This is a genomic window from Betaproteobacteria bacterium, assembly GCA_016713305.1.
GTDB lineage: Bacteria > Pseudomonadota > Gammaproteobacteria > Burkholderiales.
This window is the reverse complement of sequence record JADJPK010000031.1, coordinates 673,594-699,881: the sequence shown is the minus strand read 5'-3', so window position 1 is coordinate 699,881 and position 26,288 is coordinate 673,594. Positions and strand designations below refer to the sequence as shown.

Here is a 26,288-nt window from a genome sequence, read left to right as displayed (position 1 = left end):
GAGCAACACGTCATGGCGCTCACCTTCTATTGCGGTTCCGGCTCGCCCTTCGCGTGGCGGGTCTGGCTTTCTCTCGAGTTCAAAGGCGTTCCCTACGAACTGAAAATGATCTCGTTCTCGGACCGGGAACACAAGAAGCCCGAGTATCTGGACATCAATCCGCGGGGCAAGATTCCCGCGATCTCGGACGAGGGCTTCGCGTTGTATGAATCCGCCGCGATTGTCGAATACCTGGACGAGCGCTTCCCGGACGGCCCGCCGCTCATCGGCAAGACGCTGCGGACGAGGGCCATCACGCGCAGGCTGATCCAGGAAGCCGATCAGTACTTCCTTCCGGCGATGGACCCGCTCCTGGATGCCGTTCTGTTCACGCCGCGCGAGAACTGGAGCGAGGATGCGATCGCTCTGGCGCGGGAGAAGGCCGCCACCGAGATGGTCTGGTGGGAGAAATCCATGGGGCCCGCCTTCCTCACCGGCGACGCGCCCAATGCAGCCGACTTCACGCTCTACCCCCATGTCGCGCTGACGTTGCGGGTGGACAAGCGCAAACAGGATGTGGGCGTGGGGGCGCTTGTCGGCCCGAACATGCGGGCCTGGATGCAACGGGTCGAAGCGCTTCCCTATCTGGACAGGACCGTACCGCCACACTGGAAGAAGTGAAGACGGGACCGGCCGGCCCGGAATGCAGTCTGACTTGATCTGCGTCGCCGGCGTTCGGCTTCCGTTGGGATTCAATCGAATTCGAGGACGCGCCAGCGCGCGCCAACAGGGAGAAGACGCATGGATATGAAGCGGTTGGGACCGGTCGTATTCGCCGTGGCAGCCGCCACTTCGTTACCGACATGGGCCGATGACGAACCCTCCGCCGGCGAACAGCTGGTGAAGTCGAAGTGCGTGAGCTGTCACAACACTCAGCGGCTGACGCAACTCGTGGCACGAACTCCGGCGCCCGACCGCGCGGCTAGACTGGAGCGGCATCTGCCCAGCCACTTCATGCCGGACGAAGCTCAGCGTCAATCGGTCATCCCCTATCTGTTGCAGCTGAGCGGTCAGTAGGGCGGGCCACACGCGGGGTCGTCACCCCAAGGAAATGCGGCGCCCGCGGCTGAAGTCGTTGTCCGGAGCCTGATGACGCCGGAGGACGGGCGGGACCCATGCGTCTCTTCCGCAGAAGGCTGCGTCTTGGGCCCCTGACGCTGTGTTCAAATAGCAGGCTCAACGATCACTGCCGGAGAACATCTTGGCCCGCATTCTTCTGGGAGCCGTCGCCGACGATTTCACGGGCGCCACCGATCTGGCGAACACGCTTGTCAAGGCAGGAATGCGTACCGTCCAGCTGCTGGGCGTTCCCCGCCGCGATCTGCCTGTCCCCGATGTGGATGCCGTCATCGTCGCGCTCAAGTCACGCAGCAATCCGGCCGCCGAGGCCGTCTCCATGTCGCTCGCGGCGCTCGACTGGCTGCGACGCGCGGGAGCCCGGCAGTTCTATTTCAAGTACTGCTCGACTTTCGACTCCACCTCCAAGGGCAACATCGGTCCGGTGGCGGACGCGCTGTGCGATGCCCTGGGAACGGATTTCACGGTGTTCAATCCGGCGTTTCCCACCAACAAGCGGACGGTCTACCAGCGGTATATCTTTGTCGGAGACATGCTGCTGTCCGAGTCGAGCATGCGTCATCATCCCCTCACCCCGATGACGGATCCCTCGCTGGTGCGCGTGCTGCAGCAGCAGACACCGCGGAAGGTCGGGCTCGTGCCGGTTTCCATCGTGAACCGCGGGCCTGCTGAAGTGCGTGCGGCGATGGAGCGCCTCCGTCAGGAGGGAGCGAGGCATGCCGTACTGGATTCGCTGAGCGACGAACACTTGCAGGTGCTCGGTGAAGCCTGCTCCGACATGCCGCTGGTGACGGGCGGCTCCGGCATGGCCATGGGGCTGCCTGCGAATTTCGTTCGCTCCGGCGAGCTCGTGCCGGGCCAGGCCATGCGTCTGCCCGACATTGCGGGCCATGCCGCGGTCATCGCTGGCAGTTGCTCCGCCGCCACGCTGTCCCAGGTAGAGCACATGAAGCGTACCCACGACACGCTGGCGATCGATCCCATGGCATTGGCAGGCGGACGGGATGTCGTCGCCGAAGCGCTGCAGTGGGCGCAGGAGCGGCTGTCGAACAAGCCGATCCTCATCTATTCCTCAGGCACGCCGGATCAGGTGGCTGAAGTGCAGGCGAGACTGGGAAGGGAACACGCGGGAGCGCTGGTGGAAGAAACGCTTTCGCAGATTGCGCGAGGTCTGGTGGCGCGAGGCGTGCGAAGACTGGTGGTCGCGGGCGGAGAGACTTCCGGCGCCATCGTGAGTGCGCTGGGCGTCGAGGGCCTGATGATCGGCGCGGAGATCGATCCCGGTGTGCCGTGGACGGCCAGCCTGGGAGAACCGCGCCTGGCTCTTGCGCTCAAGTCGGGCAATTTCGGCACGACCGACTTCTTCAGCAAGGCATTCGCCAAGTACGGCTGAAGCGGGGCCGCCCCGCGTCGGAAAGATCCGGTCAAGGCAGCGGCCGAAGTGCCGCGCGATGGAGGAAGTGGCAATGAGCGAAAGTGCCATTCGGGAACAGATGGCGGTGTTGGGCAAGTCGCTGTTCGACCGGGGACTCACCTTCGGTTCCTCCGGGAACTTCTCCGCGCGACTCGACGACGGTTACCTGATCACACCGACCAATTCATGCCTGGGGAGGCTCGACCCGGCTCGCATCACGAAGCTCGACTTGCACGGCAATCATCTGTCCGGGGACAAGGCTTCGAAGGAGGCGTTCCTGCACCTGTCGATGTACGGCGAGCGTCCTTCGGCCGGTGCGGTGGTCCATCTGCATTCCACGCACTCCGTCGCCGTATCGGTGATCGAGGGGCTCGACGAGCGCAATCCCATCCCTCCGATCACCGCCTATTACGTGATGAAGGTAGGCCGGCTCGCGTTGTTGCCCTACTACCCACCGGGGGATCTGTCGCTGGCGAACGCAGTGCGGGAAGTGGCGCGGAAGCACCATTCCATACTGCTTGCGAATCATGGCCCCGTGATCGCCGGGGTGGACCTGGAAAATGCGGTGTACGCGACAGAGGAACTGGAGGAAACCGCGAAGCTCTTCCTGATGCTTCGAACGGAGAAGATCAAAGTGCTGGACGAAGATGCCGTGGCGGAACTCGAACGGCGCTTCGGCGCCTGACCATCGGGAGCGCCAGGCTCAATCGTCGAACCGGTCGGACCACCGCCGCCGCGGTCCCTCGTAGTCCGAAAGTTCCTCGTACGCGGAGAAGCTTTCTTCCTCGTCAATGTCGAGGCGCATCTCGTAGTCAACGATCTCGCGCAGCAGGGCCTCTGCCCTGAGGGCGGATTCCGCGGTCGGCGCACTGCGCATCGCCTGGGCCAACGAGGCCTTGGAATCCCGATAGTCACGTTCGTTCATGATGGGTCGCGAATACTCCGAAAGTTTCGGCGTGTGCTTGTCAAGCACGGATTGGGACTGCAACTTTTGCAGCAAACGGAACTCGATCTTCATGTCCTCTCACGACGCAAGGCGGGTGCCAGGACCGCCGGGGCCGGGGCTTTCCCACCTATGAGTTAAGTCAGGCTCGCACGCTTCCAGCTTCCGGAACGCCAACGCCAGAGCATCATCGCGCCGAGCAAGACGATGTACACCAAAAACACCCACCACCCCCCGCGGGTTCCCCACCCGAACTGAGGCAGGAAATCCACCCACCCTTCACCGGGTGCGAAGGAAAGCATATGGGCCAGGGGTACGAACCCTGCCCAGGCGAGCACGAGCAGCAGCACCGTCGGCACGCGCACGTCCCCTGCTCCGCGGAGGCAGAATGCCGCCGCCAGATTCAGCGCATCGAAGGTCTGGTACGCGCCTGCAATCCACACGATCGACAGGGCCAGCGCGATCACTTCCTGTGCACCCGGATGGGACGCATCCGTGAAGATCGGCACCAGCCAGGGGCCTCCCAGGGCAATCGCCGCGCCCACGGCCCCCATGTACAGCGCCGCGATGACCACGACCGTGTCACCGAGGCGCTGCGCCCAGTGCTTGTCCCCGGCGCCGATGGATTGCCCCACGAGCGTCGTACCGGCCATGGCGATGCCGATGGCCGGCAGGTACGCGATGGACGTGAGCATCATCACGATCTGCGTGGCCGCTCCCTGGACCGAGCCGAGGCGCACCTGCATCAGCTGGAACAGCGAAATTGCCACCAGATCCACGGCGGGAAAGAGGCCGGTGGCGATGCCGATGGACAAGACGCGTCGCAATTGACGCACTTTGGGCCGCCACGTAAGCCGGGTTCGATAGGGCTGCTGCAGTGCAGGAGAAAGAAAGATTGCCATCCCCAGCACCACACCGATGGCCATCGACACGGTCGTTGCCCACGCAGAACCTGCGATGCCGAATCCGAGCCGGAAGATCAGGATCTCGTTCAATGCTGCATTCGCACAGGCCACGACTACCATGACGAGCAGCGTCACACGCGCGCGGCCGAGGCCGTTGAAGAATCCGGAGATGGCCCAGAGGGCTACCGCGAGCGGCCCGCCGAGCAGCCGCGGCATCCACCACTCCGCCGCCAGGTCCGCAACGACTTCCGGGAGCCCGAATGGCCGCAGCAGCGCTGGTCCGGAATACGCGATCGCCAGGAATGCGGGAGCGAGGAGCATTGTCGACCAGAGGCCATGCCAGGTGCTCGACGACGCCTGCAGGCTTCGTCTCGCGCCGTAGGCCTGCGCGACGAATGCCTGAACGGCGAGGCCGACGCCTCCCAGCGCAAGCAGGAACACGATCGCGAGAAAGTGCACCGCACCCATCGCCGCCATGGCGTCGGTGGAGATGCGCCCGATGAACCAGGTGTCGGTAAGATTGAGCACGAGCTGGACGGCGCTGTTCAGCATCAGCGGGAGCGCGAGCGCCAGGACAGCGCCGAAGTCCACGTGCCTGTGTCCGTGGTGGTCGCGGCGGAGTGCGGGCAGACGCGATGCCGCTGCGGCACGTGAATCGGAATGCTGAGGAGATATGGTCAAGGCACCGGCGCGTCTGAAGATGGGTCGTTGGACGATCGCGACGAACGCCGCCGGCGACGGAACGGCCAGGCGCCATACGGAGCGCCGCCACGACGCGTGTCGCTCGCGCCGCACGCCTGGCGAACGCTCGCAGTAGAACGCAAACCTCCGGGAGGATCAACCACCATGCACCCACCGTACGACACTGTCCTGCGCCGCAGGCGCTTGCTTGGAGTGGCCGCCGCCGCCGCCGCTTTCGCCATCCGTCCGGCCCTCTTGCGGGCGCAGTCACTCCCGGCCGTGGATCGGCCGGAGGGAGGGTTTCGATTCGTGCCCGGAAACCAGGTATTCGCGACCGGTGCCGTCGCGTTGCGCGGTTTCGAGATCGTGCACGTGATGCTCGACCGATGGCTCGAGCTGCAGGATGGCTACAGGTTCGTGGAGGAGTTTCTGCGTTCGGCGGGACGGCCGATGCAGTCTCTCTGCGGCATGGAATTGAGGTTGCCCCGGCAGCTCAGCATGGACGGTTTTCGTGCGTTCAACGGTCCCTATGTAGAGCGGCTCCTCTCCTGGGGACTGCTGGCCGAGGGGCGCAACCCGGTGTCGAGAACCAACGTGGCGCCCGTCTTCGATCCGCCCGAAATGCCCTCGCTGCATGCCTTCTCGTTTGCGCGGGCGGGACGCGCCGCGCGCCCGACGTTCGTGCTGTCCGGCATGGCCGAGAACGGCCCGGCGGGCGTGGTGGCCGCCGGCGACGACTCGGCGGCCGGATTCGCAGCCAAGACCGAATTCCTGGTGCGTGCCTTTCGCGACCGCATGCAGGGCCTCGGTGTTTCGTTCGGGGATGCGACACATGTGGATGTCTATTGTGCCCACCCGGAACGCGCGCCCGTCACGGATGTGCTGATGCCGGCGCTGGAATTCGCGTCGCGCCGTGGCGTGCGTGTCCACTGCGCGCGGCCCCCGGTCGAGGGACTCGAGGTGGAACTGGAAGTACGGGCGTTCGCCGCGGAACTGGTGGCAGGCCGCTGAGCCGTCAGGCGTCGTGCAACTCGACGAGTACCGGCTGGTGGTCGGATGCGTCGGTCGAGGCATCCACTTCCACGCGGCAAAGCCGCGCTGCGAGATCCGCGGTCACGTAGACGAAATCGCAGCACATCAAGGGGCAGCTCCTGTCGTGCACGCCCCATGACGGCGGATGCGCCGCGCCTGGGTGCATGGCGTCCCACGCGTCCAGGAAGCGGGGCTCGTTTCCGGCGAAGGGCGCCAGCATCCGCGCATGTTCCGCGGATCCCGGCGCGAAATTGCAGTCGCCGCAGACGATGGCCGACGCAGGTCGGGGGAGGGCTTCGAAGGGCTCGCCGGGATCGCCGCTGGCGCGAGGTCGCGCTGCGTGTGCACAGGCCTCGGCGTGCACTTCGCGCAGCGCGTCGACCTGAGCCATCCGCTGCAGTGCCGAGTAATACTCCAGGTGGGTGCTCGTCACGCGCACCGGCCCGAACGCGGCGTCGATCACGAGTTCCAGCGCGGCCCGTTGCATGCTGGGCACGCTCGGGTCGGCGGGCCAGGGCAGCCGGTGCCGTTGAACCTGGACGACAGGCAGGCGGGTGAAGACGGCGTTGCCGAACTGGCGGCGCCCTCCCTTGCGGTTGTCGACATCCGTGGCGGGGGCGTAGAACCCTCGGTATTCGCGCAGTTCGGCGCCGATGAGAGCCATCTGGTCCTCACCGGCGCTGCCGCCGAGCGTCTCGAAGCCGATCGCGACCTCCTGCAGGCACAGCACGTCGAAGTCCGCGAGGTCCCTCGCCTCGCGTGCGATGCGGACCGGATCGACGCGGCCGTCGACACCGCGGCACCACTGAATGTTCCAGGTGATGAGCTTCACGTCCGCGCGGGCCGCCCGTCGGTCAGCCGATCGCCGGCGGCAAGGTCATGCGCTGCATGAGATAGCACAGGCAGTCCTGACGCACGACCCGCTCGTCGCGCGTCAGCATTGCCGGCATGAACGGTTTTCGCAGCCGCCAGCCATCGGCGACCCGGATCAGCACCTCCGACGTGATGTCGTCGCCCGATTCCCCATGCGCATGCAACGCCTCCGGATCGCGCGAACGCGCGAGCAGCGTGCCTGCCTCCAGTTCCCTGAAGTTGTAGTGATCCAGCGAAGTGACGAACTGAAGGTCCGCCGGCGTTCCATCGAAGCTCATCGACAACATCTCGGCAGGCTTGATCGTCGCGACCGTATGGAACAGATGCACATCCCCCTCGCGGACGGGATGATCGGGGACGTGCTCGAGACGCAGGCACGCCTCGACCAATTGTGCGGCGTGCGCCACCCCCGACTCGTCGCCGGTCTTGCCGCATTCGCACGTGACGGCAGGCGCCAGTTCGGCGAAAGCGGCCGACTGCACTCCGCGGGGTGTCCGGAAGTAGACGACCGTGCGGCTGAAAAGACCGGCAAGCTGGAGAAAGGCAGGGGTCAGGCTCGTCACGCAGGCATAGTGCGGATTCAGACCGGTGTTGTTGTGAAGATCGATGCTGGCAAAGACTCCCCGCGCGCGCATCGTTTCGGTGACTTCGCGCATCATCGCGGCTTCGGGGCACTCGGACACGTCGGTGCCCGGCCACACCCGGTTGTAGTCGGGCTGGTCGTCGAGGCGCCGCACGCCTGCGCGCGCCGCTTCGACGTTGCCGATGAACAGGGACATCGCCCGCGGCAGCTCGCGTCCAGCGAAGCCCGCGAGCACCCGCTGCAAGGCCTGGAGACCCACGTCCTCGTTGCCGTGGAGCAGGATCGACACGAACAGCGCGGGACTGCGCTTTCCGGGCAGGTGGATGAGTGCCGGGCGGGGGAGGATCCGGTAAAGGTCGGCGGCGGTGCAGTTCAGGAATCCGGCGGGCAGTCCGGTCAGGATCTGCAGCCGGGGCCGTACGAGGGTGTCCATGCGTGTTCGGTGTGCAGCCGATGATGCTTCCCGCAGAGTACTCCAACGGGCGCGCTGTGCGAACCGCGGCGGACTGTCAAAGGGACCATTCGTGAACAGGCGTTCCCTGCGCCTGCCGCACGATGTATTCCCGCACCAGCAGGGGAAAGTCCCTGCCATGCCGTTCCGCGAATGCTCGCTGCCACCAGCTGCCGGTGCGTCCCGAGGCCACGCGCGATTCCACGACCCGAAGCGCACGATCGGTGAAGCTGCCGGACGCCCCCAGCGGGCCCAGGCCCGCCCGGGCCCGCGGCAGCAGATCGTCCAGAACGACCTGTTGGAGCGGGCGTTCCACCCCGTCCAGCCACGTGACGGTGCCGGCGATCCCATGGCGGGCGGCCGAGTAGAAATTGCTCTTCGCCTGGGCGAACGGGAGGATCGACTCGGGCGGAACGTCGTCTTCGGCAAGCGACGACACGAGCCCGTAGAAGAACACGAGGTTCGCCATCATGTCGGTGACCGAGGGACCGGCGGCCATGACCCGATGCTCGATCCGCAGATGCGGCTTGCCGTTCGCGTCGAAACCGACCAGCGGGCGGTTCCACCGCCAGATGGTGCCGTTGTGCAGGCGCAGGTGCGCGAGGCGGAAGTAGTCGACGTCGAATTCCAGCGGCAGCATGACCGGAAACAGGTGCAGATTCTCGCGGAAGCATTCCGCGAGTGACCACCCCGCGTAGCCCGTGCCGAACGAGACCCGGGGAACCGATCCCCTATAGGAGGCTTCGTGGCTGCCGACGTCCACGGCCTGTTCGAACAGCGGAATGCGCGTTTCCTCCCACAACTGACGGCCGAACAGGAACGGACTGTTGGCGGCGATCGCCACCGTGGCAGCAGACGCGATGATGGCCGCGTTGTAGTACCGCACCGCGTTCTCGGGAGTGACCTGCAGATGCGCTTGCAAGGACGTCGTGCCGGCCTCCAGCATGACATCGGTGTGGAAGGTCTCCAGCCGCTCCGCGCCGTCGATCGCAAGGCGCATCGGCCGCCCATGCCGCTGACGCATCACCTGTTCGTTGAGTGCGCGATAGCGCTCCGAATCGGACATGTTCCCGGCGCACAGATGCGATTCGGCCACGGTCGGAAGCGTACCGACGGACGCGAGCTTGAGGCCAAGAGCAGCGCCGGCCTCGCGGCACCGCCGCCAGGTCGTCTCCAGTTCGTCGGACATGCGCCGCAGTCCGGTGTCCGTGAGGCTCTGGGGTGCGACATTCAGCTCGACGTTGAAACGGGCGAGTTCGTGAACCACGGCGGGGTCGGCGAGTCTCGCAAGAAACTCGGCGTTGCGCGGAGCGGGTGTTCCATCTTCCTGCACGAGCCAAGCTTCCAGTTCCAGCCCGGCCATGGGCGCCGAGCGGGCCAGCACGCCCTCCGAGATCCAGTCGCAAAGCAGGTCTGTCTCGACGGCCAGACGCGAGTCGAAACGCTCGAAGTCGCGGTGCCTGAAGTGGTGTTCTGCGATTTCCTGGCCCATGAGTGACAGAAGAAGTAGTCTGGTCCCATTGGAGCGCAATGAAAGGGCTGCGGGATTGTCATAGATCAAGGGCGGGGGTTGGGAAATCTCCCATCACCTGCGGCAAGACGTCGCGGGGCAGGGGCGGAACCCTGTGGCCAAATGGCGACCGTTGCGGCCGCCTTTCCCAAGAGTTACCGTGCTGCGCCCGGATTCCTCGTGTCACCGGTGCGTCACATCTGCCCGGTAACTTGAGACGTACATCGAGACCTGCCCATGAACATCTGCCCTCGCTTCTCCCGGGCGCCTGCCTGCCGTTCTGGCCGCCGGCAGGCGTTTCCGGATCGCCACTTCCACCCGATCCGCGCCCCGTCCGACCGATGCCGCCGCCCCAGAGGATTCACCCTGCTGGAACTGCTGGTGGTGATCGTCATCATCGGCCTGCTGGCGGGCTACGTGGGACCGCGATATTTCGCTCAGGTCGGCAAGTCGGAGGTGAAAGTGGCGCGAGCCCAGATCGACGCCTTCGAGAAGGCGCTCGACACTTACCGTCTGGATGTGGGAAGATATCCCACCACTGAGGAGGGGCTGACCGTGCTGGAAGTCCGTCCCGGCAACGAAGCGAAGTGGCAGGGGCCTTATCTCAAGAAATCCATCCCGCCCGATCCCTGGGGCAAGCCGTACCAATACCGGTCTCCCGGCGAGAAGAACGAGTTCGACATCTTCTCCTTCGGCAAGGACGGCCAGGCGGGCGGAGAAGGTGAGAACGCGGACATCGGCAACTGGAACTGAATGCTGGCCTTCTCGTTATCGTCATGACTCCACGCATCCCGCCATGTCCCGCGACCCACCGTCACAGGGGCTGATCCGCGATGCGATACCGTGTGAAGGCCATGAAATCCGGTCAGGGGGTCGTCTCCCTCGAACTTGACGCGCGGGATCTGGCAGAGGCCCGTACGCAGGCAGTCGGCCGCGGTTACACGGTGCTGTCGGTCCAGGGCGGAGCCCGCATGCGTCTGCCGTCCCTCGCCAGGAAGGCGCGCTTCCCCCTGCTGTTGTTCACCCAGGAGCTTCTTGCCCTTCTGCAGTCGGGCATCAGTCTCGTGGAGGCGCTGGAAACGCTGGAGGAAAAGGAGTCCAAGGCAGAGACGCGGTCCGCGCTGAAGCGGCTTCTTTCCGCCCTGTACGAGGGCAAGCCCTTCTCGTCCGCCCTGCAACTGGAACCCGCAGCGTTTCCCGAACTGTACGTTGCCACGGTCCGTGCCAGCGAACGCACCGGTGGGCTGCCGGAGGCGCTGACCCGCTACGTGGCCTATCAGTCGCAGCTCGATGTGGTCCGCAAGAAGCTCGTGAGCGCCTCCATCTATCCGCTGATCCTCATGGGCGTCGGAGGATTGGTGGCGTTATTCCTGCTTGGATATGTCGTGCCTCGGTTCAGCCACGTATACGAGGAGATGGGGGACGACATCCCGTTCATGTCCCGGCTGCTCATGGAGTGGGGGCAACTGATCAAGTCCAACGGCGTGCTGGTCGGTCTGGCGTTCCTTGCTGGCGGTGCGGGACTCGTCTGGTGGTTGTTCCAGCCCGGCTCGCGCGCCCGCATCCTGCGCGCGTTCCGCAGGATCCCGTCGATGGGCGAACGGTTGCGTGTCTATCAGCTCGCGCGCTTCTACCGCACCCTGGGAATGCTGCTCGTGGGAGGCATCGCGATCGTGCCGGCCATGCAGATGGTGTCCGGCCTGCTGGACGCGGAGCTTTGCGTGCGCTTCGAACGGGCGTCGCGGCTGATCCGCGAGGGGCAGCCGATCTCCGTGTCCATGGAGTCCACCGGTCTCGTGACCCCTGTCTCCTGCGGCTGCTGCGGGTGGGCGAACGCAGCGGACAGATGGGAGAGATGATGGAGCGCATCGCGGCGTTCCACGACGAGGAAATGGCACGCTGGGTCGAATGGTTCACGAAGATCTTCGAGCCGCTTCTGATGGCGTTCATCGGCGTTGTCATCGGCGGCATCGTGGTGCTCATGTATCTGCCGATCTTCGAGTTGGCGGGGAGCATTCAGTGAAGCCCCTCGACTTCGATCCTGCGTTCCGATTCGGCGCGGACGATCTCTCCCGCGCTCGCGAACTTGCGGCAAAGTCGGGCCGGCGCGTCGTCGCCTGCCTGGAGGAAACCAGCGGGCTGGGTGAGGACGCGTTTCTCGCGGCTCTGGGCGTGACGCTGTCGCGGCGCGTCCTGAGCATGGCCGAACTGCATGCGGCGGAGCCGGCCTACGATCTCCTGCCCTATGCAGAGGCACTGGCCCATGAATGCGCCCTCCTGCGTGATCCGGGTGGCCAACTGATGCTGGCGTACGCGGACCCCTTCGAGACCCGGATCCGCGTCTGGGCGGACGAGCGGGTCGCGGCACCCTTCGAACCCGTGCTGGTGCGCCACGACGATCTCGTGGCGTGGCTCGCGCGGCAGGGTGACAGCCTGCGCGCCATGGAAAGCCTGGTCGTCGAATCCCGCGCCGACGCCGAGAGCGGAAAGACCGTCGAGGACCTTTCCCTCAAGAGCATCAGCGCCGCCACCAGCCCGGTCATCCGCCTCGTGCACTCGACCCTTTACGATGCGCTGAAGAGCGGCGCAAGCGACATCCATCTGGAGACTGGCGCCGCCGGACTCATCATCAAGTACCGGATAGACGGTGTGCTTTCCAACGTGAGCCAGGTGAACGGGTTGGAGATGGCGGAGCAGGTGATCTCGCGCATCAAGGTCATGTCGGAACTGGACATTGCCGAACGCCGTGTTCCGCAGGACGGCCGGTTCAAGGTGTCCGTGCAGCGCCGGGAGATCGACTTCCGCGTCTCCATCATGCCCTCCATCTTCGGCGAGGACGCGGTGCTGCGGATCCTCGACAAGCAGAGCCTTGCCGACCAGGTGAAAGGCCTGTCCCTGGACAGCCTGGGCTTCGACGAGGCCGCCAAGACGTGGCTGCGGCGGCTGTCCTCCGAACCGTATGGAATGCTGCTCGTGACCGGTCCGACCGGAAGCGGCAAGACCACCACGCTCTACGCGGCGATCTCCGAGATCAATCATGGTCACGACAAGTTGATCACCATCGAGGATCCGGTGGAGTACCAGCTTCCCGGAGTGCTGCAGATTCCGGTGAACGAGAAGAAGGGCCTCACCTTCGCGCGTGGTCTGCGCTCGATCCTCAGGCACGACCCCGACAAGATCATGGTGGGCGAGATCCGCGATTCGGAAACGGCTCAGATCGCGATCCAGGCAGCGCTCACCGGTCACCTCGTCTTCACGACGGTGCACGCCAACAACGTGTTCGACGTTCTCGGCCGGTTCACTCACATGGGCGTGGACCCGTACAGCTTCGTCTCCGCTCTCAACGGGATCGTCGCCCAGCGGCTGGTCCGTGTGAACTGCGCGCATTGCGCCGCGGACGACGAACCGAGCGACGAACTGCTTGCGGATTCCGGTCTCACCCGCATCGCGGTGCACGGTTACCGTTTCCGTGCAGGAACCGGGTGCGGACACTGCCGGGGCACCGGCTTCCGCGGACGGAAGGCCATCGCGGAGATGCTCGTGCTCACGGACGAACTGCGCGAAATGATCACGAGCCGGGAGCCGATCCGGCGGATCAAGGATGCCGCGCGACGGTCCGGCACGGCATTCCTGCGCGACTCCGCGCTCGCGCTCGTGGCCTCGGGCGAAACGACCCTTCAGGAGATCAACCGTGTCACGTTGGTGGCGTGACCGCCTGACCGTGCTCCTGCGTCCGGATGCCATCCGGGTCGAGAGGCACGGATCCGTCCTGCGCCGCCGTGCTCGTACCGCCGAACAGTTCGCGGTCCGGCACGGTACGGCACCCGCTTGGCAAGGAGCCCTGGATGGCCTCGCGGAAGCACTCGCCGAAAAACGCTGGCAGGGTACGGACGTCGAGGTGGAACTGTCGGGGCATTTCGTCCGTTGGCTCCTCCTGCCGCCGAGCGATGCCATCGCCACCGACGAGGAATGGGAAGGCTATGCGCGAATGGAAATGGAGGCGGTACACGGGGAACGCGCTGCCGCCTGGTCGGTCTCCCTGACGGAACAGTGCCCCGGAGAGCCGGTCGTGGCCTGTGCGGTGGACTCGGCCTTCATCGAGGCGCTGATCGCTGTCTGCGAGGCAGGCAGATCGCGGCTTTCCTCCGTTGCGCCTCGATTTTCCGCCGCATTCGACCGCCGCAGACAGGCGCTGCGCGCTCCGGTCAGCGCCTTTGCGCAACTGGAACCGGGACGCGCAACCATTGCGGTGATCGATGCCGGCAGGTGGCGCGCAATCACCAGCGTGCGCTGCGCCGGCCGATGGTCCGACTGCCTGCACGCCGAACTCACCGGCATGTCGGCGCTCGCGGCGGCGGGCCACGAGGGCGGACGTCTCTACGTGGCGACCGACGGCGTGGAGGCCGCCCTGCCCGCGCGAATCGGGTCTTGGGACGTGGTGGCGGAATCGGTCGAAGGCCCGGCGGTGGCGCGCGGCGCTGCATTCCAGGCGGCGGAGGTACGGCCGTGAGCATCGCGCCTCTGGATCTCGATTTCCTCCGGCCCCGCGCGGGAAGCCGAAGGACCGGCACGATCCTGCTGGGTATCGGGGTCGTGCTCACTCTGATCGTCGCAGGCCGTTACGCCGACTTCAAGGAGGAACGGGCACGCTGGGAAGACAAGGTCTCCGACACACGCAAGCTTGCCCGGCGCGCCTTGCCCGGGCTCTCGGCGAGCGAAGTGCCGTCGGCTGAATTGCAGGCCGAACTGCGCCGGGCGAATGCGGTCCTCGACCAATTGTCCTTGCACTGGGACCGCCTGTTCGAGGACGTCGAGTCGGCCGTCGACGCCAACGTCGCGCTTCTCGGTCTTCAGCCCGACGCCCGCGGCCGCGTGGTGACCGTGGAAGGTGAAGCCCGTCATCTCGATGGATTGCTCGCGTTCCTGTCCAGGCTGGAAAGCACCCGGTCGCTGGAACGCGTGCACCTCGTCTCGCACGAGATCCGCGGGAACAATCCACAGCGGCCGCTGGCGTTCAAGGTGCTGGCGCAGTGGGTGTCCACGCCATGAACGCGACGCTGCGCTGGCTGGCACGGCGCGAGATCGGACGTCTGAAGTGGCGCGGTCTCGCGGGTCTCGCGCTCATCGTGTTCGCCGCCGGCTTCGCCCTGTCGGTGTTGCTCCCCGTGAAGCGGGAGATCGGCCAACTCGAGGCGGAGTACGGGCAGATGCGCAAGAAGCTGCGCGCGTCCGCCGACGGCCCCGGCGCGCCGGCTCCGACCCGCGCCGGACAGCTCGAGAACTTCTACGCGTTCTTCCCGGCAACGGACTCGCTTCCCGAGTGGATCGGAAAGCTGCACACGGCGGCTGCCCACAACGGGCTCACGCTTGACTCCGGCGAATATCGCATGCAGCAAGGGCCGCGGGAGCGGCTCTCGCGCTACCAGATCAAGCTGCCTCTCAAGGCAAGCTATCCGCAGCTGCGTGCGTTCGTCGCGGAGACGCTCGACAGGATTCCCGCAGCGGCGCTCGAGGATATCGTCGTGCGCCGCGAATCGATCGGTTCGCCGGAGCTCGATGCGCAAGTGACGTTCACTCTGTATCTCGGAGGTGGCTCGTGACGCTGAGGACTCCGGTGAGACGTGCTTTGCTGTTCATGGCCGCGGCGCTGACGTTCGCCGCGGTCAAGTGGGTCGACGGAAACGAAGCGCCGCAGGCGGCCCGTGACCGGTCTGCTGCCTCGACGGCGGTGCAGGCCGCTGCGTCGGCCGCGCGCAAGCGCGAGGAACCACTAACCGATATTCCCGCCATCGATCTGGCGCGGCTCAAGCGGTCGGGAAGGGGCGCCAGTGCCGACGCGTTCGCGGCGCGCAGCTGGGAGCCTCCACCCAGGAAGATGACCGCGCGGGAAATCGAAGCGCAGCGCGAGGCCATGCCGCCTCCGCCGCCGCCCCAGGCGCCGCCGCTGCCCTTTTCCTATGTCGGCAAGTTCGTGAGCGAGGGAGGCACGACCGTGTTTCTCGCGCGCGAAGGCCGCGACATCGCCGTCGCGTCGGGCGCTGTCATAGAAGGCGCCTACCGTGTCGACGAGGTTACCGAAGACGCCGTCGTGTTCACCTACCTGCCGCTCAATCAGCGGCAGACGATCTCCCTGCGAGCCCCATGATCCGCACCGCCGTTCTCCTTGCCGCGCTGTTCCTCTCCGCCTGCGCGTCCAACCGCCATTTCGAGGAGGGCACGCGCCTGAGCGCCGCGGGTCAGTCCGAGGCAGCGCTGCAGGAACTGGAGCGCGCGGTCACGGAGAAACCCGGCGATCCGCGATACCGCGCGGCGCTGCTGCGCGAACGGGAAGTGGTGGTTGGCAAGCGCATCGCCGCGGGGGATGCGCTGGCGCGCCAGGAAAGGTTCGACGAGGCGGAGGCCGAATACCGGGCCGGGTCGGCGGCGGATCCCGCCAACCAACGGGTCGCGGGACGGCTGAACGAGTTGACGAGATCCCGGCACGCGCACAAGTTGTTGAAGGAATCCCGCGAGCTCTTCGGCCGCAACGATCTCGCCGGTGCGGAAGGCAAACTGAGGGTGCTGCTCGCCGAGTCGCCCGGGTATCCCGGCGCCCGCGATCTGCTGCGCCGCATCCTGGAAGCCTCGCTTTCCGCCGGTGCGGGTCCGGAACTCAAGGCGCCGTTCAGGAAGCCCGTCTCGCTCGAATTCCGGGACGCCTCCCTCAAGACCGTCTTCGACATGCTTTCGCGCACCTCCGGCATCAATTTCGTGTTCGACCGGGACGTACGGTCCGACACCAAGGTCAGCGTCTTTCTGCGCAACACGCGTCTGGAGGATGCGCTGAAGCTCATCCTCACCACGAACCAGCTCGACCGCAAGATACTCAACGAGAATTCGGTGTTGGTCTATCCCAACACGCCCGCCAAGCAGAAGGACTACCGCGACCTGGTGGTGCGCAGTTTCTATCTGGCCAACGCCGACGTGAAGCAGGCGGCGGCCATGGTGAAGAGCATGGTCAAGACCCAGGACGTGTTCATCGACGAGAAGCTCAATCTCATGATCATCAAGGACACTCCCGAGGTGGTGCGGCTCGCAGACCAGCTGGTGCGCACGCTCGATGTGGCCGACGCGGAGGTGATGCTGGAAGTGGAGGTCCTGGAGATCACGCGCAGCCGCCTGCAGGACCTGGGCATCCGCTGGCCGGCCAGCGTGAGCCTCGGCGCCCAGGACGCCACGGGAGCGATTTCCTCCGCGGCGACCATCCCGGTGGACAGCCCGATGATGTTCACGACCAGCAATCCGGCGCTGGTGTTCAACCTGCGGGCGAACGTGAGCCGGACCGACCTTCTGGCCAATCCGCGGATCCGCGTGAAGAACAAGGAGAAGGCCCGCATCCACATCGGGGACAAGGTGCCGGTGTTCACCACCACGGCCACGGCCAATGTGGGTGTGGCCACCTCCGTGAGCTATCTCGACGTGGGGCTCAAGCTGGACGTGGAGCCGACCATTGCCATCAGCGACGAGGTGGCGATCAAGGTCGGGCTGGAAGTGAGCAACATCGTGGAGACCATCACGGTCTCCTCCGGGACCGGAAACACGGTGGCGTACCGCCTGGGCACGCGCAACACCAACACCGCGCTTCAGCTGCGCGATGGCGAGACGCAGATTCTGGCGGGACTCATCAACGACGAGGACCGGCGGGCCTCGCAGCGGGTGCCGGGACTGGGCGATCTGCCGGTGCTCGGACGGTTGTTCGGGACGGAGAACGAGAACAAGGTCAAGACGGAAATCGTCCTGTTGATCACGCCACGCATCGTGAGAAACGTTTCGCGGCCTGAAGGCGTGATGGCGGAAATGCCGGTGGGGACGGACACCACCCCGGGGCTTCCACCCCTGCGCATCGCGAAGACGGCGCCCGGGTCGGTCGTGGTGGCGCCCGGTGCGGGGGCAGCGGGACAGCCGCTCCCGCCCGAACCGGACAACGCGGGCCGTGTCACCGACAGTGCCTTCCAAGTGGGCCTGACCGCTCCGGCACGAGTGCAGAAGGGGTCCCAGTTCAACGTCACGGTCACCATTCCGGAAGTGGTGGACATCAAGGATGGCTTCGTCGAGCTGGCTTTCGATCCCTCGGTACTGGAGGTGCAGGGCGCGCAGCCACGCCTGCCCGGCCGTCTGCAGATTCCGGCCTCGGCGCTTGCCCGGATGACGGATGTCACGTTCCGCGTCATCGGGGCGGCCGGCGCTTCGTCTCCCATCGCGATCTCGGCGATGGAACTTGTCGATGCTTCGGGATTCGCGGTGGGCGCCAGCCCGCCGGCACCGCTCAGGACCGAAGTCACTCCGTGAACGGAATCGCGTTCCTGCCGCACGCCGTGGGCCGCAGACGGAGTCCGCTGCGACGCCGTGGCTTCACCCTGATCGAGATGATGGTGGTCGTGGCCATCCTGGGCGTGCTCGCCCTGGGGCTCGTGCCTCTCAACGATCTGTCGGTGCAACGGGCCAAGGAATCCGAACTGCGGACTGCATTGCGGCAGATCCGTGGAGCGCTGGATGCCTACAAGAAGGCCACGGACGAGGGGCGCATCGAGAAGAAGGCCGACGAGTCGGGTTTTCCCCGCCGTCTGGCCGACCTTGTCGAAGGGGTGGCCGACGTGAAATCGCCCGATCGGCAGACCCTCTACTTTCTGCGGAGGGTTCCGCGAGACCCGTTCGCGGACCCCGAAATGTCACCGGAAGAAACGTGGGGCAAGCGCAGTTACGCCAGCCCGCCGGACCGCCCCGCCGAAGGGAAGGATGTCTTCGACGTCTATTCCCGATCGGAACGCGTCGGGCTGAACGGCGTTCCCTACCGGAGCTGGTGAGGCCGTGCGCCGCCGGGGATTCACCCTCATCGAGTTGCTCGTCGTCATGGCGGTGCTGGCATTGCTGCTGGCCATTGCCGTTCCGCGCTTCGGCGAACGCGTCGACAGGTCCAGGGAAGTCGTGCTGAAGGAGAACCTCATGCACCTGCGTACCGCGATCGATCAGTACCATGCGGACCGGGGCCGTTATCCGGATACCCTCGAGGAACTGGTGAAGCTCCGCTACCTGCGCGAGGCGCCGATGGATCCGATCACGGAACGCTCGGACACGTGGGCGATCGTCGCGCCTCCCTCGGGCGCCGATGCGGGGACCGTCTACGACGTGCACAGCGGCTCGGAAGCGACCGCGCGCGACGGCAGCCGATTCGATACCTGGTGAGACCACGATGACATCCGCACGATCCGGAACGGAACTGCCCTCTTGTCCGCACATCGCGAGGCCGGGGACCGTCGCGCTGTGTGCCTTTCTCCTGACGGTCCTTCTTGCACCGGCACAGGCGCGAGACGGCCCCGAGCCGGGAGAATTCGACGATGCCGTATTTCGGCGGCTCGGCGTATCGGAGCCGGCGACCGCACAGCGGCTGCAGACGCTGCGTTCCGCTTTGCACGAAAGCGGCGGTCCCGTTGCGCCTGTCGGCGTGCAGCAAAGACTGGAACTCGGTGTGGCCGGACGCGATGTCGACGCCGCGAGGAAGGCATTGGCCGAGGGCGCCAAGGCGAATTCGCCGGGGGCATCGGGCCGGCTTGCCCTGGTCATCGCGGCCGAGCTGGGACACCCCGGGCTTGTCCGGCTGCTTCTGGAAAACGGCGCGCTGGTCGACCGCAAGGACGCGTCGGGCTTCCACGCCCTGGGCATCGCCGCCCTGCGAGGTCACGCGAACGTCGTCCAGGAACTGCTGGAGGCCGGTGCGAACCCGGATGCCCGATCCGACAACGGCGCCACGCCGCTGATCGATGCCGCGGCCACCGGCCGGATCTCCGCGGTCGAAGCGTTGCTCCGTCATGGCGCGGACGCCTCGTTGCGAAACCGTCAGGGTTGGACTGCGCTCATCGCGGCGGTCCGGGCTCAGCGGCTGGAGACCGTGCAGAGGTTGCTGGGCTCCGGTGCCGATCCCGATCTGACAGGGCGCGACGGATTCGCCCCCCTCTACTGGGCTGTCTACAAGCGCAACCGGGCCATCGCGGACCTGTTGCTGGCGGCTGGCGCATCGCCCGGCACCTATTCACTGGAAGGGTTGCAGTGACTTCGCTTCGCATGCTGTCAAACGCCAAACAACCGATTCGCGAAAGACATTCTTGTTCAGCGGAATGCTGCGCGAAGCGCCGGGTCGCCAGGGGGCAAGGGTTCCGGCGTGGCAGCAAGATGGCCCCCGTCATGGTGCTGCAACACGCAGCCGCGAGACTGCGCCGGAGGTTGTCCACAACAACGAGTGGGAACGGGCCGCAGCGCACACGGGCGGCGGCTCTGGAGCCGTCACCGACCCCTATGCAGATCGTCTCGCGCTCGCAGGAAGAGTGGGTGCCCCTGTCTTCACTCGAGCAGGAGCGCCTGTATCACATCCTGGAAACCGCCCACGGCGTCAGACGCCGGTCGCAGTTCTATCTGTGGGCCCAGGGCGCGCTGCAAGGCCTCATACCGCACGAGATCCTCATCTGCGCCTACGGCGATCTCGAACGCCGCTCGCTCGCATTCTTCCGGTCCTCGAGCGTGCCTCTGTCCGAGGATGCAGTGGCGGATCTGGAAGACCTGGAATCCGGGATCGTTCTCCAGGCCATACGCGCGTGGGCGGAGAAAGGCGGCAAGCCGCTGCTGATCGCCCCCGGCATGGAAGGCGGCTCCTCGACCTACCGCTACTTCGAGGCAGCGCTCAACCGTCATGGTCTCACCAATCTGGCGGTCCACGGCACGCCGCGAGTGCCGGGCTACCCGGCGAGCTTCTTCGTCTTCGGTCGGATGGAAGGGATCGTCACGTCGCGCCTGTCCTATCTTCTGGATCTGCTGCTGCCTCAGCTGCACATCGCCCAGTTGCGTATCGCCACGGAGGATGTCGAAGGCAACGGTGCCCCTGCCGCGAAAGACCGGGGCGTCACCACGCGGGAACTCGAGATCCTGCAGTGGGTGAGGGAAGGCAAGAGCAACGCCGACATCGCAGCAATATTGGCAATCAGTCCGCTCACCGTGAAGAATCACGTGCAGAAGATCCTGCGCAAGCTCAATGTCCAGAATCGTGCGCAAGCCGTGGCGCGCGCCATCTCCTTGAGACTCATCGACAGCGAAGCGCTCCGGACGGAGTAGGCGTCATGCGGTCGAAAGCCCGAGGTTTCACCTATCTCGTCGTGCTGATCATGCTGGCGGCCCTCGGTGCTGGACTCGCATCCGTCGGCGTCGTGTGGCACTCCGCGCAGCAGCGCGAAAGGGAAGAAGAACTTCTTTTCATTGGCGAGCAGTTCCAGAGGGCCATCCGCAGCTATGTAGAAGGATCGCCCGGTGCGGCCAAGCAGTTTCCCAAGTCGCTCGACGAGTTGCTCGAAGACCGGCGCCAGCCTGTGGTCCGCCGCCATCTGAGGCGGATCTTCATCGATCCGATGACGCGCACGACCACGTGGGGACTCATCCTTCGTCCCGATGGCCGCATCACTGGCGTGCACAGTCTGTCGTCCGACCGCGCTTTCCGCACGGCGGGGCTTCCCACCGGCATTTCCGGATCCACGTACTCTCAGTGGAAGTTCGCCTACGAGGAGTCATCCACCGTGCCGCCCGGCAATGCCGCGGCCGCGCCGTCCACGCCAGTTGGCACTTCCGCTCCAGCGCAGGTTCCTTCGTCCCCCGATACTGCCACTGTGCCGGCGGTCGTCGTCAGCACGCCGCCCGCGACAGATCCCAATCCGCAGAGCCGGTGTACCGACGAACGCCGTGATGCGATGCTCCGATGCATGGACATGACCGACGCAAGCGAGCGGCGCAAGTGCGAATCCGCCTCGTCTCGCAGTTACGCGACCTGCCTTCGCAATCTGGGGCGCTAGCGCAGCGCCGATCGGCGCGCACGAAGGGGGATGTCGAACGAGGCGTCCCGGCACGAAATGTTGCAGAAGTTGTTCAGGCTCATGAGCCGTTCGGCCCATTGGACGCCCCGGGATTCGCGCCGCTGCTTGTCGTGCGGACGTCGCTGTTCGCCTGCGCCTCCAACTCGCTGGCGGCAGCGATTCCAATCCTCCGAATTCCGCCGTTTTCCCTTCATGCCTGCCACATTCATCGAATGATGGCTTCCTGATCGAGCCACCAGCGCCCGCTCGGGACACGCTGCAAGAACTGCCGTGCGAATGATCCATTCGGACCATGTGCATCGCCAATTCACGCGAGCACTGCTGACATCCTTGCGCGCCATCATTCGCCCGAATCGCCAGTGTATTGCGCTGCACGATGGGCCGAATGGGTCATTGAAACGCCGTTGTCACCTACGCAGACTAAGGTTCCGCAGCAGGAGATGGATCGGCCCGATCCGATACCGCGAATGCATGCGACGCAAGTGCGGACGCGTCACCGTGGACGAGCAGCATTCCCCGGCCGTCCGCCTGCAAGACAGTGGCGCGTCCCCGGCGATTCGGAGTGTCGCAGTTCATTTTCGAGATTCTTGAGGAGCACCAAAGAAATGATTCTGAAATCCAAGCTTTCCCTGGCTGCACTGGCGGTGGCAGCCGCGTTCGCCGGCGGGTCCGCGCACGCGAACATCGTGCTGCCGAGCGTTACCGGCGGCAACGGCAATCTGTTCCTGGTGGTGTGGGACGACATGGGTACGGAAGACATCGCCGACGACCAGTCGTACTCGCGCGATCTGGGCCTGTTCATGAACAACTTCGCATCCGCGGCCAACAACCCGGTGATGGTGGCTGACAAGCAGCAAGCCAGCACGCTCATCGAGTTCGCGCCCGATGCCTTGTTTGCCCAGTGGCTCTCCGACGATTCTCGCAACACGGCGCAGGAGCGTGCACGCCTGCAGTGGAACGTCGTCGGTGGCGACTCTTCCGGCGAACGCCGTCTGCTCACAACGGTCGTGGCCGGCACGACGCCGGAGGGCAACAACCAGGGGCTCATCGACATGGTGGCCCAGGTGACGTCCTTCGCCAGCGACCAGAATTCCTTCCCCACCCACAGCTCTGCCACTGACGGCAGCGCCGTGGTCCTGTCATCGGATGGCTCCGCTTATGGCGGCAGCCTGTCGTGGGGCAACAACATCGGCAGCAAGGCCACGTTCATCAATGCGGCGAACATGGGCGGCAGCCTCGAATTCTTCCTGCTCGACGCCAACGGCGGCGTGGCCGGCAACGCGTACAACAAGTTCCGCTACCAGGTGGATGCCGGGACGCCCATGAACTGGACGCTGCAGATGGACGGCGATCTGGTCTACGCGCCCGTGCCGGAACCAAGCACCTACGCAATGATGGCCGCCGGCCTGCTGGGCCTCGGTCTCGTCGCGCGTCGCCGCCGCTGACCCATCGGGCCGGCCCCCGGGCCGGCCCACCCTAGCAATCCGCTTCTCGAACGCCGGCTCCAAGGAACCGGTGCGGGGGGCGTACACCCCAAAGGAGACGAAATGAAACTGACCAAACTGTCTGCAGCGCTGGGCCTCGCCCTCGTGTCCGCTGCTTCGACCGGCTTCGCCGGCACCTGCGGCGATGCGAACTTCGATCCCTATACCTGCACCGCCGATCCCGGCTACGACAACGTGTTCCTGTCTGGCGCCAGCGCCCCCGACAACTTCCTCGAAACCACCGTCACCTCCTGGCTCGAGGCCGGTTACGTGAAGATCACCGATGGCACATCCAACCACCGTGCGTTCGTCGGCCGTCTCAAGAACGCCGATCCGGTTCCCGCCGCCCACCGGGGCAAGAGCATCCGTTTCATCAAGCGCTCCGCCGGCGGTTCCGCTTTCGGCGTGAATCCCGTGGCGCGTGACGAGTTCCTTCAGGTGCTGGACGTGACCAACTCCGGCGCCTGCACCGGAACCGGCTCCGCGCGCGTCTGCCCCTTGACGGGTACGGACGGCGTGTCCGGCCTGAAGCCCACGTTCGGTGTGTCCGACGTCTCCCCGGAAATGTTCAAGGCCCCGTACAACCTCGAATATATCGCGGCCCTTGGCGGCACGGTGACCCAGCTCACCACTGCCGAGACCGCCGGCCTGACCATCAAGGCGGCCAACACGCTGATGATGGGCATCGTGGCGACCGACGCGGTCCCGGCCACGACCGTCTTCAACCGTGGTGTCTATGGCGACATTCTTCGCGCCGGCGGCTATGTCGACTGGTCGCAGGTGGATCCGTCCCTGACGGCGAGCGGTGGCCCGCTCGAGACCAAGCCCGGCATCGTCGTATGCCGCCGCTTCCCGGGTTCCGGCACGCAGTCGTCCTACAACTGGTTCTTCGCGGGCTTCCCGTGCACGAAGGGCTCCGTCGTCGGTGACGACTTCGCCGAACCCAAGCGACTCACTGACAGCGCCGGCTTCGATCCGGACGGTGACGGCGAACCCGGCAACGCGGGCGAAGACGGCACGCAAGGCAACCCCTACACGCTGGATGTGACAGCCGGTCTCACGGTCATCGAGAACAGCGGCTCGGGCGACGTACGCAACTGCCTCAAGGCAGCCAACAACGGCGGCCTGTACAACTTCCGCAACGAAGAAGGGAAGTGGTTCCGCGTCGACTTCGGCACCTGTGCCTACGGCGCCGTGGGCGTGCTCTCGGTGGACAGCCTCAACAACAACAACGGCAGCGTCTCCGGCTGGTCGTTCCGCACGCTGGACGGTGCGGGCACCTACAAGGACACGGACAACACCTCCGCCCTCGTGCCGCAGCTGTCGGCCGGTGCCACCGGCACCGCTCCCACCAAGGCCAATCTGATCAGCGGCGCCTACGACTTCGCCGCGGAACTGACCTTCCAGTACAAGACCACCAAGATGACCGCGAATCCGACGACCAAGAGCTTCGTCGACGCGCTCGTCAACGCCATCAGCGCGCCTGCCGGCAACACCGCGGCGTGGGTTGCGGCGCTGCCTCCGCAAGCCGCCGGCCCGAACACGGCCAAGGCGACGCGCGGCGGCAACATGTGCGGTCCGCTGAAGTACTTCTACTGATCCAGTGATGTTCATGCAGCCGGTGCCGCGCGATCACGGTGCCGGCAGCAGAAGGAGCCCCGCCTCCACGAGGCGGGGCTCTTGCGCTGTAAGAGGCAAGAGAAGTTCCATGTTCTGGTACAAGACAGACGGGCAGATACTCCCGGCGATCCGCGCGGCGGGGCTGTCGTGTCTCTCATGCGCCGTGTTCGGCGCCATCGCTGCCGCCCTCGTCTTCGGGCTCGCATGGCCGTCGTTCGCTGCGACGCCGGCCGACGGGGAGAGCGAATCCGCACAACCGGCGTTCGATGTGCTCGAGTACCGCGTCGAAGGCAATACGGTGCTGTCGGAGCGTGACATCGGCCGCGCCGTCTATCCCCATCTCGGCACTGCGCGAAACATCGAGGACGTTCGCCGTGCCGCCGATGCGCTCGAGCGTGCCTATCAGTCCGCGGGCTACTTGACCGTGCTAGTGGAGATCCCGCAGCAGCGGGTCGACAGCGGCGTCGTCACGCTGCAGGTCACCGAGGGTGCGATCAACAGGCTTCGCGTGCGCGGGGCCAAATATTTCTCTGCTGGCGAGATCCGCGAGGAAGCGGTGTCGATGAAGGAAGGCACCGTGCCGAACTTCCCCCGGGTGCAGGAGGATCTCGCGCGTCTGAATCGCCGCCCCGACCGGAAGATCACCCCCGTGCTCAAGCAGGCGCCGGTGCCCGGGTTCGTGGACATCGACCTCAAGGTCGAGGACAAGCTGCCCCTGCACGGTTCGGTGGAGATCAACAACCGCTACATCGCGAATACCGAACCCTTGCGACTGTCTGCGGCGGTCCGTTACGACAACCTCTGGGGCCTGGGGCACAGTGCAGGCGTCCAGTTGCTCACCTCGCCCGAAGACACGTCCCAGGTTCGGGTGCTCTCGGCCAACTACGCGTGGACCCCCGGTGGAAATCGCAACCTTCTCGCGGTGTTCGCAACCAAGTCGCTGACCGACATTGCGACCAGCCCGACGCTGGGCGTCGTGGGTCGAGGCAACATCGTCGGCGCGCGCTACATCATGCCCACCGGACCGCGCGGAACGCTGAGCCAGCTCGTCACTCTGGGCGCCGACTACAAGGACTTCTCCGAGACGACCAGTTTCGGGCCCGGCGGCGCGCCGGTCCCCATCTCGTATGTGCCGCTCACCGCCCAATACGGTCTCCAGCACCGGGGAGAAAAGGGAAACACCAGCGCGAACCTCGGCGTGACCTTCGGCATGCGCGACTGGTTCGGCAACGGTGAAGCCGAGTTCCAGGCACGACAGCAGGGAGCGAGTGCGTCCTATGCCTCCTTCCGTACCGACCTGCAGCGCGAGCAATTCCTCCCGCGCGGGTTCTCGGCGAAGGTCCGCTTCCAGGGCCAGGCTTCCAGCGGCACGCTGGTGACCACGGAACAGTTCTTCCTAAGCGGCGTCGACGGCGTGCGGGGATACCTCGAGGGCGAGGTGATCGGCGACGACGCCTATCTCTTCCGCTTGGAGGCGATCAGCCCCTCCATGGCCTCGGCTGCCGGCAACGCTCTGCGCGATCTCAAGGCGCTCGTCTTCTATGACGCGGGAGAAGCGTACGTGCACCGGGCCTTCCAACGCCCCAGCAGCACACGTGTGAGCGGTGCCGGCATCGGGTTGAGGGCCCAGGGAACGGAGCGACTGTCGGCGTCGCTCGATCTGGCCTGGCCGCTCAACACGCCGCCCTGCGCCGGCACCTGCAGTTCCGACGCGACCCGAGCGGGCGAACCGCGGGTGCAGTTCCGTGTCGCGTACGACTTCTGACGCTTTCCTGGAGCCACCGATGA

Annotated in this window: 25 protein-coding genes and 1 pseudogene; 21 read left to right on the top strand and 5 right to left on the bottom strand. The window is 65.7% G+C overall.

The features are described from left to right. The first annotated feature begins 12 nt into the window (after positions 1 to 12). The 4 genes from IPK20_24795 to IPK20_24780 all read left to right on the top strand — a co-directional run bounded on the left by IPK20_24795 (position 13) and on the right by IPK20_24780 (position 3,215). Positions 13 to 660, top strand: a complete 648-nt coding sequence (locus IPK20_24795; protein MBK8019585.1) for a glutathione S-transferase family protein — start codon at positions 13 to 15, stop codon at positions 658 to 660. 120 nt (positions 661 to 780) lie between these two features. Continuing rightward, entirely contained in the window at positions 781 to 1,056 is a 276-nt protein-coding gene (locus IPK20_24790; protein MBK8019584.1) for a hypothetical protein, read from the top strand. Between the two features lie 184 nt (positions 1,057 to 1,240). Beyond that, positions 1,241 to 2,509, top strand: a complete 1,269-nt coding sequence (locus IPK20_24785) for a four-carbon acid sugar kinase family protein (protein MBK8019583.1) — start codon at positions 1,241 to 1,243, stop codon at positions 2,507 to 2,509. Between the two features lie 73 nt (positions 2,510 to 2,582). Continuing rightward, a complete protein-coding gene (locus IPK20_24780) occupies positions 2,583 to 3,215 on the top strand; it encodes an aldolase (protein ID MBK8019582.1) in 633 nt (210 codons plus the stop codon). Between the two features lie 18 nt (positions 3,216 to 3,233). On the opposite strand, the gene IPK20_24775 is transcribed toward IPK20_24780, so the two are convergent. Further along, positions 3,234 to 3,455: a hypothetical protein gene (locus IPK20_24775; protein MBK8019581.1), complete on the bottom strand. Its 222-nt coding sequence runs from the start codon at positions 3,453 to 3,455 to the stop codon at positions 3,234 to 3,236. Positions 3,456 to 3,610: 155 nt separating this feature from the next. Next, positions 3,611 to 4,930, bottom strand: a complete 1,320-nt coding sequence (locus IPK20_24770; GenBank protein MBK8019580.1) for an MATE family efflux transporter — start codon at positions 4,928 to 4,930, stop codon at positions 3,611 to 3,613. Between the two features lie 438 nt (positions 4,931 to 5,368). Between IPK20_24770 and IPK20_24765 the strand changes: the two genes are divergently transcribed. Further along, the gene (locus IPK20_24765; protein MBK8019579.1) at positions 5,369 to 6,070 is read left to right on the top strand and encodes a hypothetical protein; all 702 of its coding nucleotides are present in this window, start codon (positions 5,369 to 5,371) and stop codon (positions 6,068 to 6,070) included. A gap of 4 nt (positions 6,071 to 6,074) precedes the next feature. Here the strand turns inward: IPK20_24765 and IPK20_24760 are convergent, their stop codons facing one another. The 3 genes from IPK20_24760 to IPK20_24750 all read right to left on the bottom strand — a co-directional run bounded on the left by IPK20_24760 (position 6,075) and on the right by IPK20_24750 (position 9,490). Continuing rightward, the gene (locus IPK20_24760; GenBank protein ID MBK8019578.1) at positions 6,075 to 6,923 is read right to left on the bottom strand and encodes an endonuclease/exonuclease/phosphatase family protein; all 849 of its coding nucleotides are present in this window, start codon (positions 6,921 to 6,923) and stop codon (positions 6,075 to 6,077) included. 22 nt (positions 6,924 to 6,945) lie between these two features. Then, on the bottom strand, positions 6,946 to 7,980 hold the full coding sequence (locus tag IPK20_24755; protein ID MBK8019577.1) for a peptidase M14: 1,035 nt from the start codon (positions 7,978 to 7,980) through the stop codon (positions 6,946 to 6,948). 76 nt (positions 7,981 to 8,056) lie between these two features. After that, positions 8,057 to 9,490 carry a glutamate--cysteine ligase gene (locus IPK20_24750; protein ID MBK8019576.1) on the bottom strand — a complete coding sequence of 478 codons (1,434 nt, stop codon included), beginning with the start codon at positions 9,488 to 9,490 and terminating at the stop codon, positions 8,057 to 8,059. Between the two features lie 255 nt (positions 9,491 to 9,745). Here IPK20_24750 and gspG point away from each other — a divergent pair, with 255 nt between their 5' ends. The 16 genes and pseudogenes from gspG to IPK20_24670 all read left to right on the top strand — a co-directional run bounded on the left by gspG (position 9,746) and on the right by IPK20_24670 (position 26,265). After that, positions 9,746 to 10,261 carry a type II secretion system major pseudopilin GspG gene (gene gspG, locus IPK20_24745; GenBank protein ID MBK8019575.1) on the top strand — a complete coding sequence of 172 codons (516 nt, stop codon included), beginning with the start codon at positions 9,746 to 9,748 and terminating at the stop codon, positions 10,259 to 10,261. Positions 10,262 to 10,341: 80 nt separating this feature from the next. Then, a pseudogene (locus tag IPK20_24740) lies at positions 10,342 to 11,531 on the top strand (type II secretion system F family protein). Beyond that, positions 11,417 to 13,219: a type II/IV secretion system protein gene (locus IPK20_24735; GenBank protein MBK8019574.1), complete on the top strand. Its 1,803-nt coding sequence runs from the start codon at positions 11,417 to 11,419 to the stop codon at positions 13,217 to 13,219. The pseudogene IPK20_24740 and the gene IPK20_24735 overlap by 115 nt, the downstream one beginning before the upstream one ends. Beyond that, on the top strand, positions 13,200 to 14,018 hold the full coding sequence (locus tag IPK20_24730; protein ID MBK8019573.1) for a hypothetical protein: 819 nt from the start codon (positions 13,200 to 13,202) through the stop codon (positions 14,016 to 14,018). The genes IPK20_24735 and IPK20_24730 overlap by 20 nt, the downstream gene beginning before the upstream one ends. After that, positions 14,015 to 14,557 carry a hypothetical protein gene (locus IPK20_24725; GenBank protein ID MBK8019572.1) on the top strand — a complete coding sequence of 181 codons (543 nt, stop codon included), beginning with the start codon at positions 14,015 to 14,017 and terminating at the stop codon, positions 14,555 to 14,557. Before IPK20_24730 ends, IPK20_24725 begins: the two co-directional genes overlap by 4 nt. Beyond that, complete coding sequence (locus IPK20_24720) at positions 14,554 to 15,108, top strand: hypothetical protein (protein ID MBK8019571.1); 555 nt, start codon at positions 14,554 to 14,556, stop codon at positions 15,106 to 15,108. The genes IPK20_24725 and IPK20_24720 overlap by 4 nt, the downstream gene beginning before the upstream one ends. 14 nt (positions 15,109 to 15,122) lie before the next feature. Continuing rightward, positions 15,123 to 15,653 carry a hypothetical protein gene (locus IPK20_24715; GenBank protein MBK8019570.1) on the top strand — a complete coding sequence of 177 codons (531 nt, stop codon included), beginning with the start codon at positions 15,123 to 15,125 and terminating at the stop codon, positions 15,651 to 15,653. After that, positions 15,650 to 17,836, top strand: coding sequence for a hypothetical protein (locus tag IPK20_24710; GenBank protein ID MBK8019569.1), 2,187 nt, complete (start codon positions 15,650 to 15,652; stop codon positions 17,834 to 17,836). Before IPK20_24715 ends, IPK20_24710 begins: the two co-directional genes overlap by 4 nt. Before the next feature lie 77 nt (positions 17,837 to 17,913). Next, complete coding sequence (locus IPK20_24705) at positions 17,914 to 18,351, top strand: type II secretion system protein (GenBank protein MBK8019568.1); 438 nt, start codon at positions 17,914 to 17,916, stop codon at positions 18,349 to 18,351. A gap of 4 nt (positions 18,352 to 18,355) precedes the next feature. Beyond that, complete coding sequence (locus IPK20_24700) at positions 18,356 to 18,730, top strand: prepilin-type N-terminal cleavage/methylation domain-containing protein (protein ID MBK8019567.1); 375 nt, start codon at positions 18,356 to 18,358, stop codon at positions 18,728 to 18,730. Between the two features lie 7 nt (positions 18,731 to 18,737). Continuing rightward, positions 18,738 to 19,595, top strand: coding sequence for an ankyrin repeat domain-containing protein (locus IPK20_24695; GenBank protein MBK8019566.1), 858 nt, complete (start codon positions 18,738 to 18,740; stop codon positions 19,593 to 19,595). Positions 19,596 to 19,870: 275 nt separating this feature from the next. Continuing rightward, on the top strand, positions 19,871 to 20,647 hold the full coding sequence (epsA, locus tag IPK20_24690; protein MBK8019565.1) for a transcriptional regulator EpsA: 777 nt from the start codon (positions 19,871 to 19,873) through the stop codon (positions 20,645 to 20,647). Positions 20,648 to 20,652: 5 nt separating this feature from the next. Further along, positions 20,653 to 21,375 (top strand): type II secretion system protein, encoded by a 723-nt coding sequence (locus IPK20_24685; protein ID MBK8019564.1) that lies wholly within the window; start codon positions 20,653 to 20,655, stop codon positions 21,373 to 21,375. 626 nt (positions 21,376 to 22,001) lie between these two features. Continuing rightward, on the top strand, positions 22,002 to 22,841 hold the full coding sequence (locus IPK20_24680; protein MBK8019563.1) for a PEP-CTERM sorting domain-containing protein: 840 nt from the start codon (positions 22,002 to 22,004) through the stop codon (positions 22,839 to 22,841). Positions 22,842 to 22,943: 102 nt separating this feature from the next. Continuing rightward, the gene (locus tag IPK20_24675) at positions 22,944 to 24,479 is read left to right on the top strand and encodes a hypothetical protein (protein ID MBK8019562.1); all 1,536 of its coding nucleotides are present in this window, start codon (positions 22,944 to 22,946) and stop codon (positions 24,477 to 24,479) included. 109 nt (positions 24,480 to 24,588) lie between these two features. Next, entirely contained in the window at positions 24,589 to 26,265 is a 1,677-nt protein-coding gene (locus IPK20_24670; GenBank protein ID MBK8019561.1) for a ShlB/FhaC/HecB family hemolysin secretion/activation protein, read from the top strand. Positions 26,266 to 26,288 lie beyond the last annotated feature (23 nt).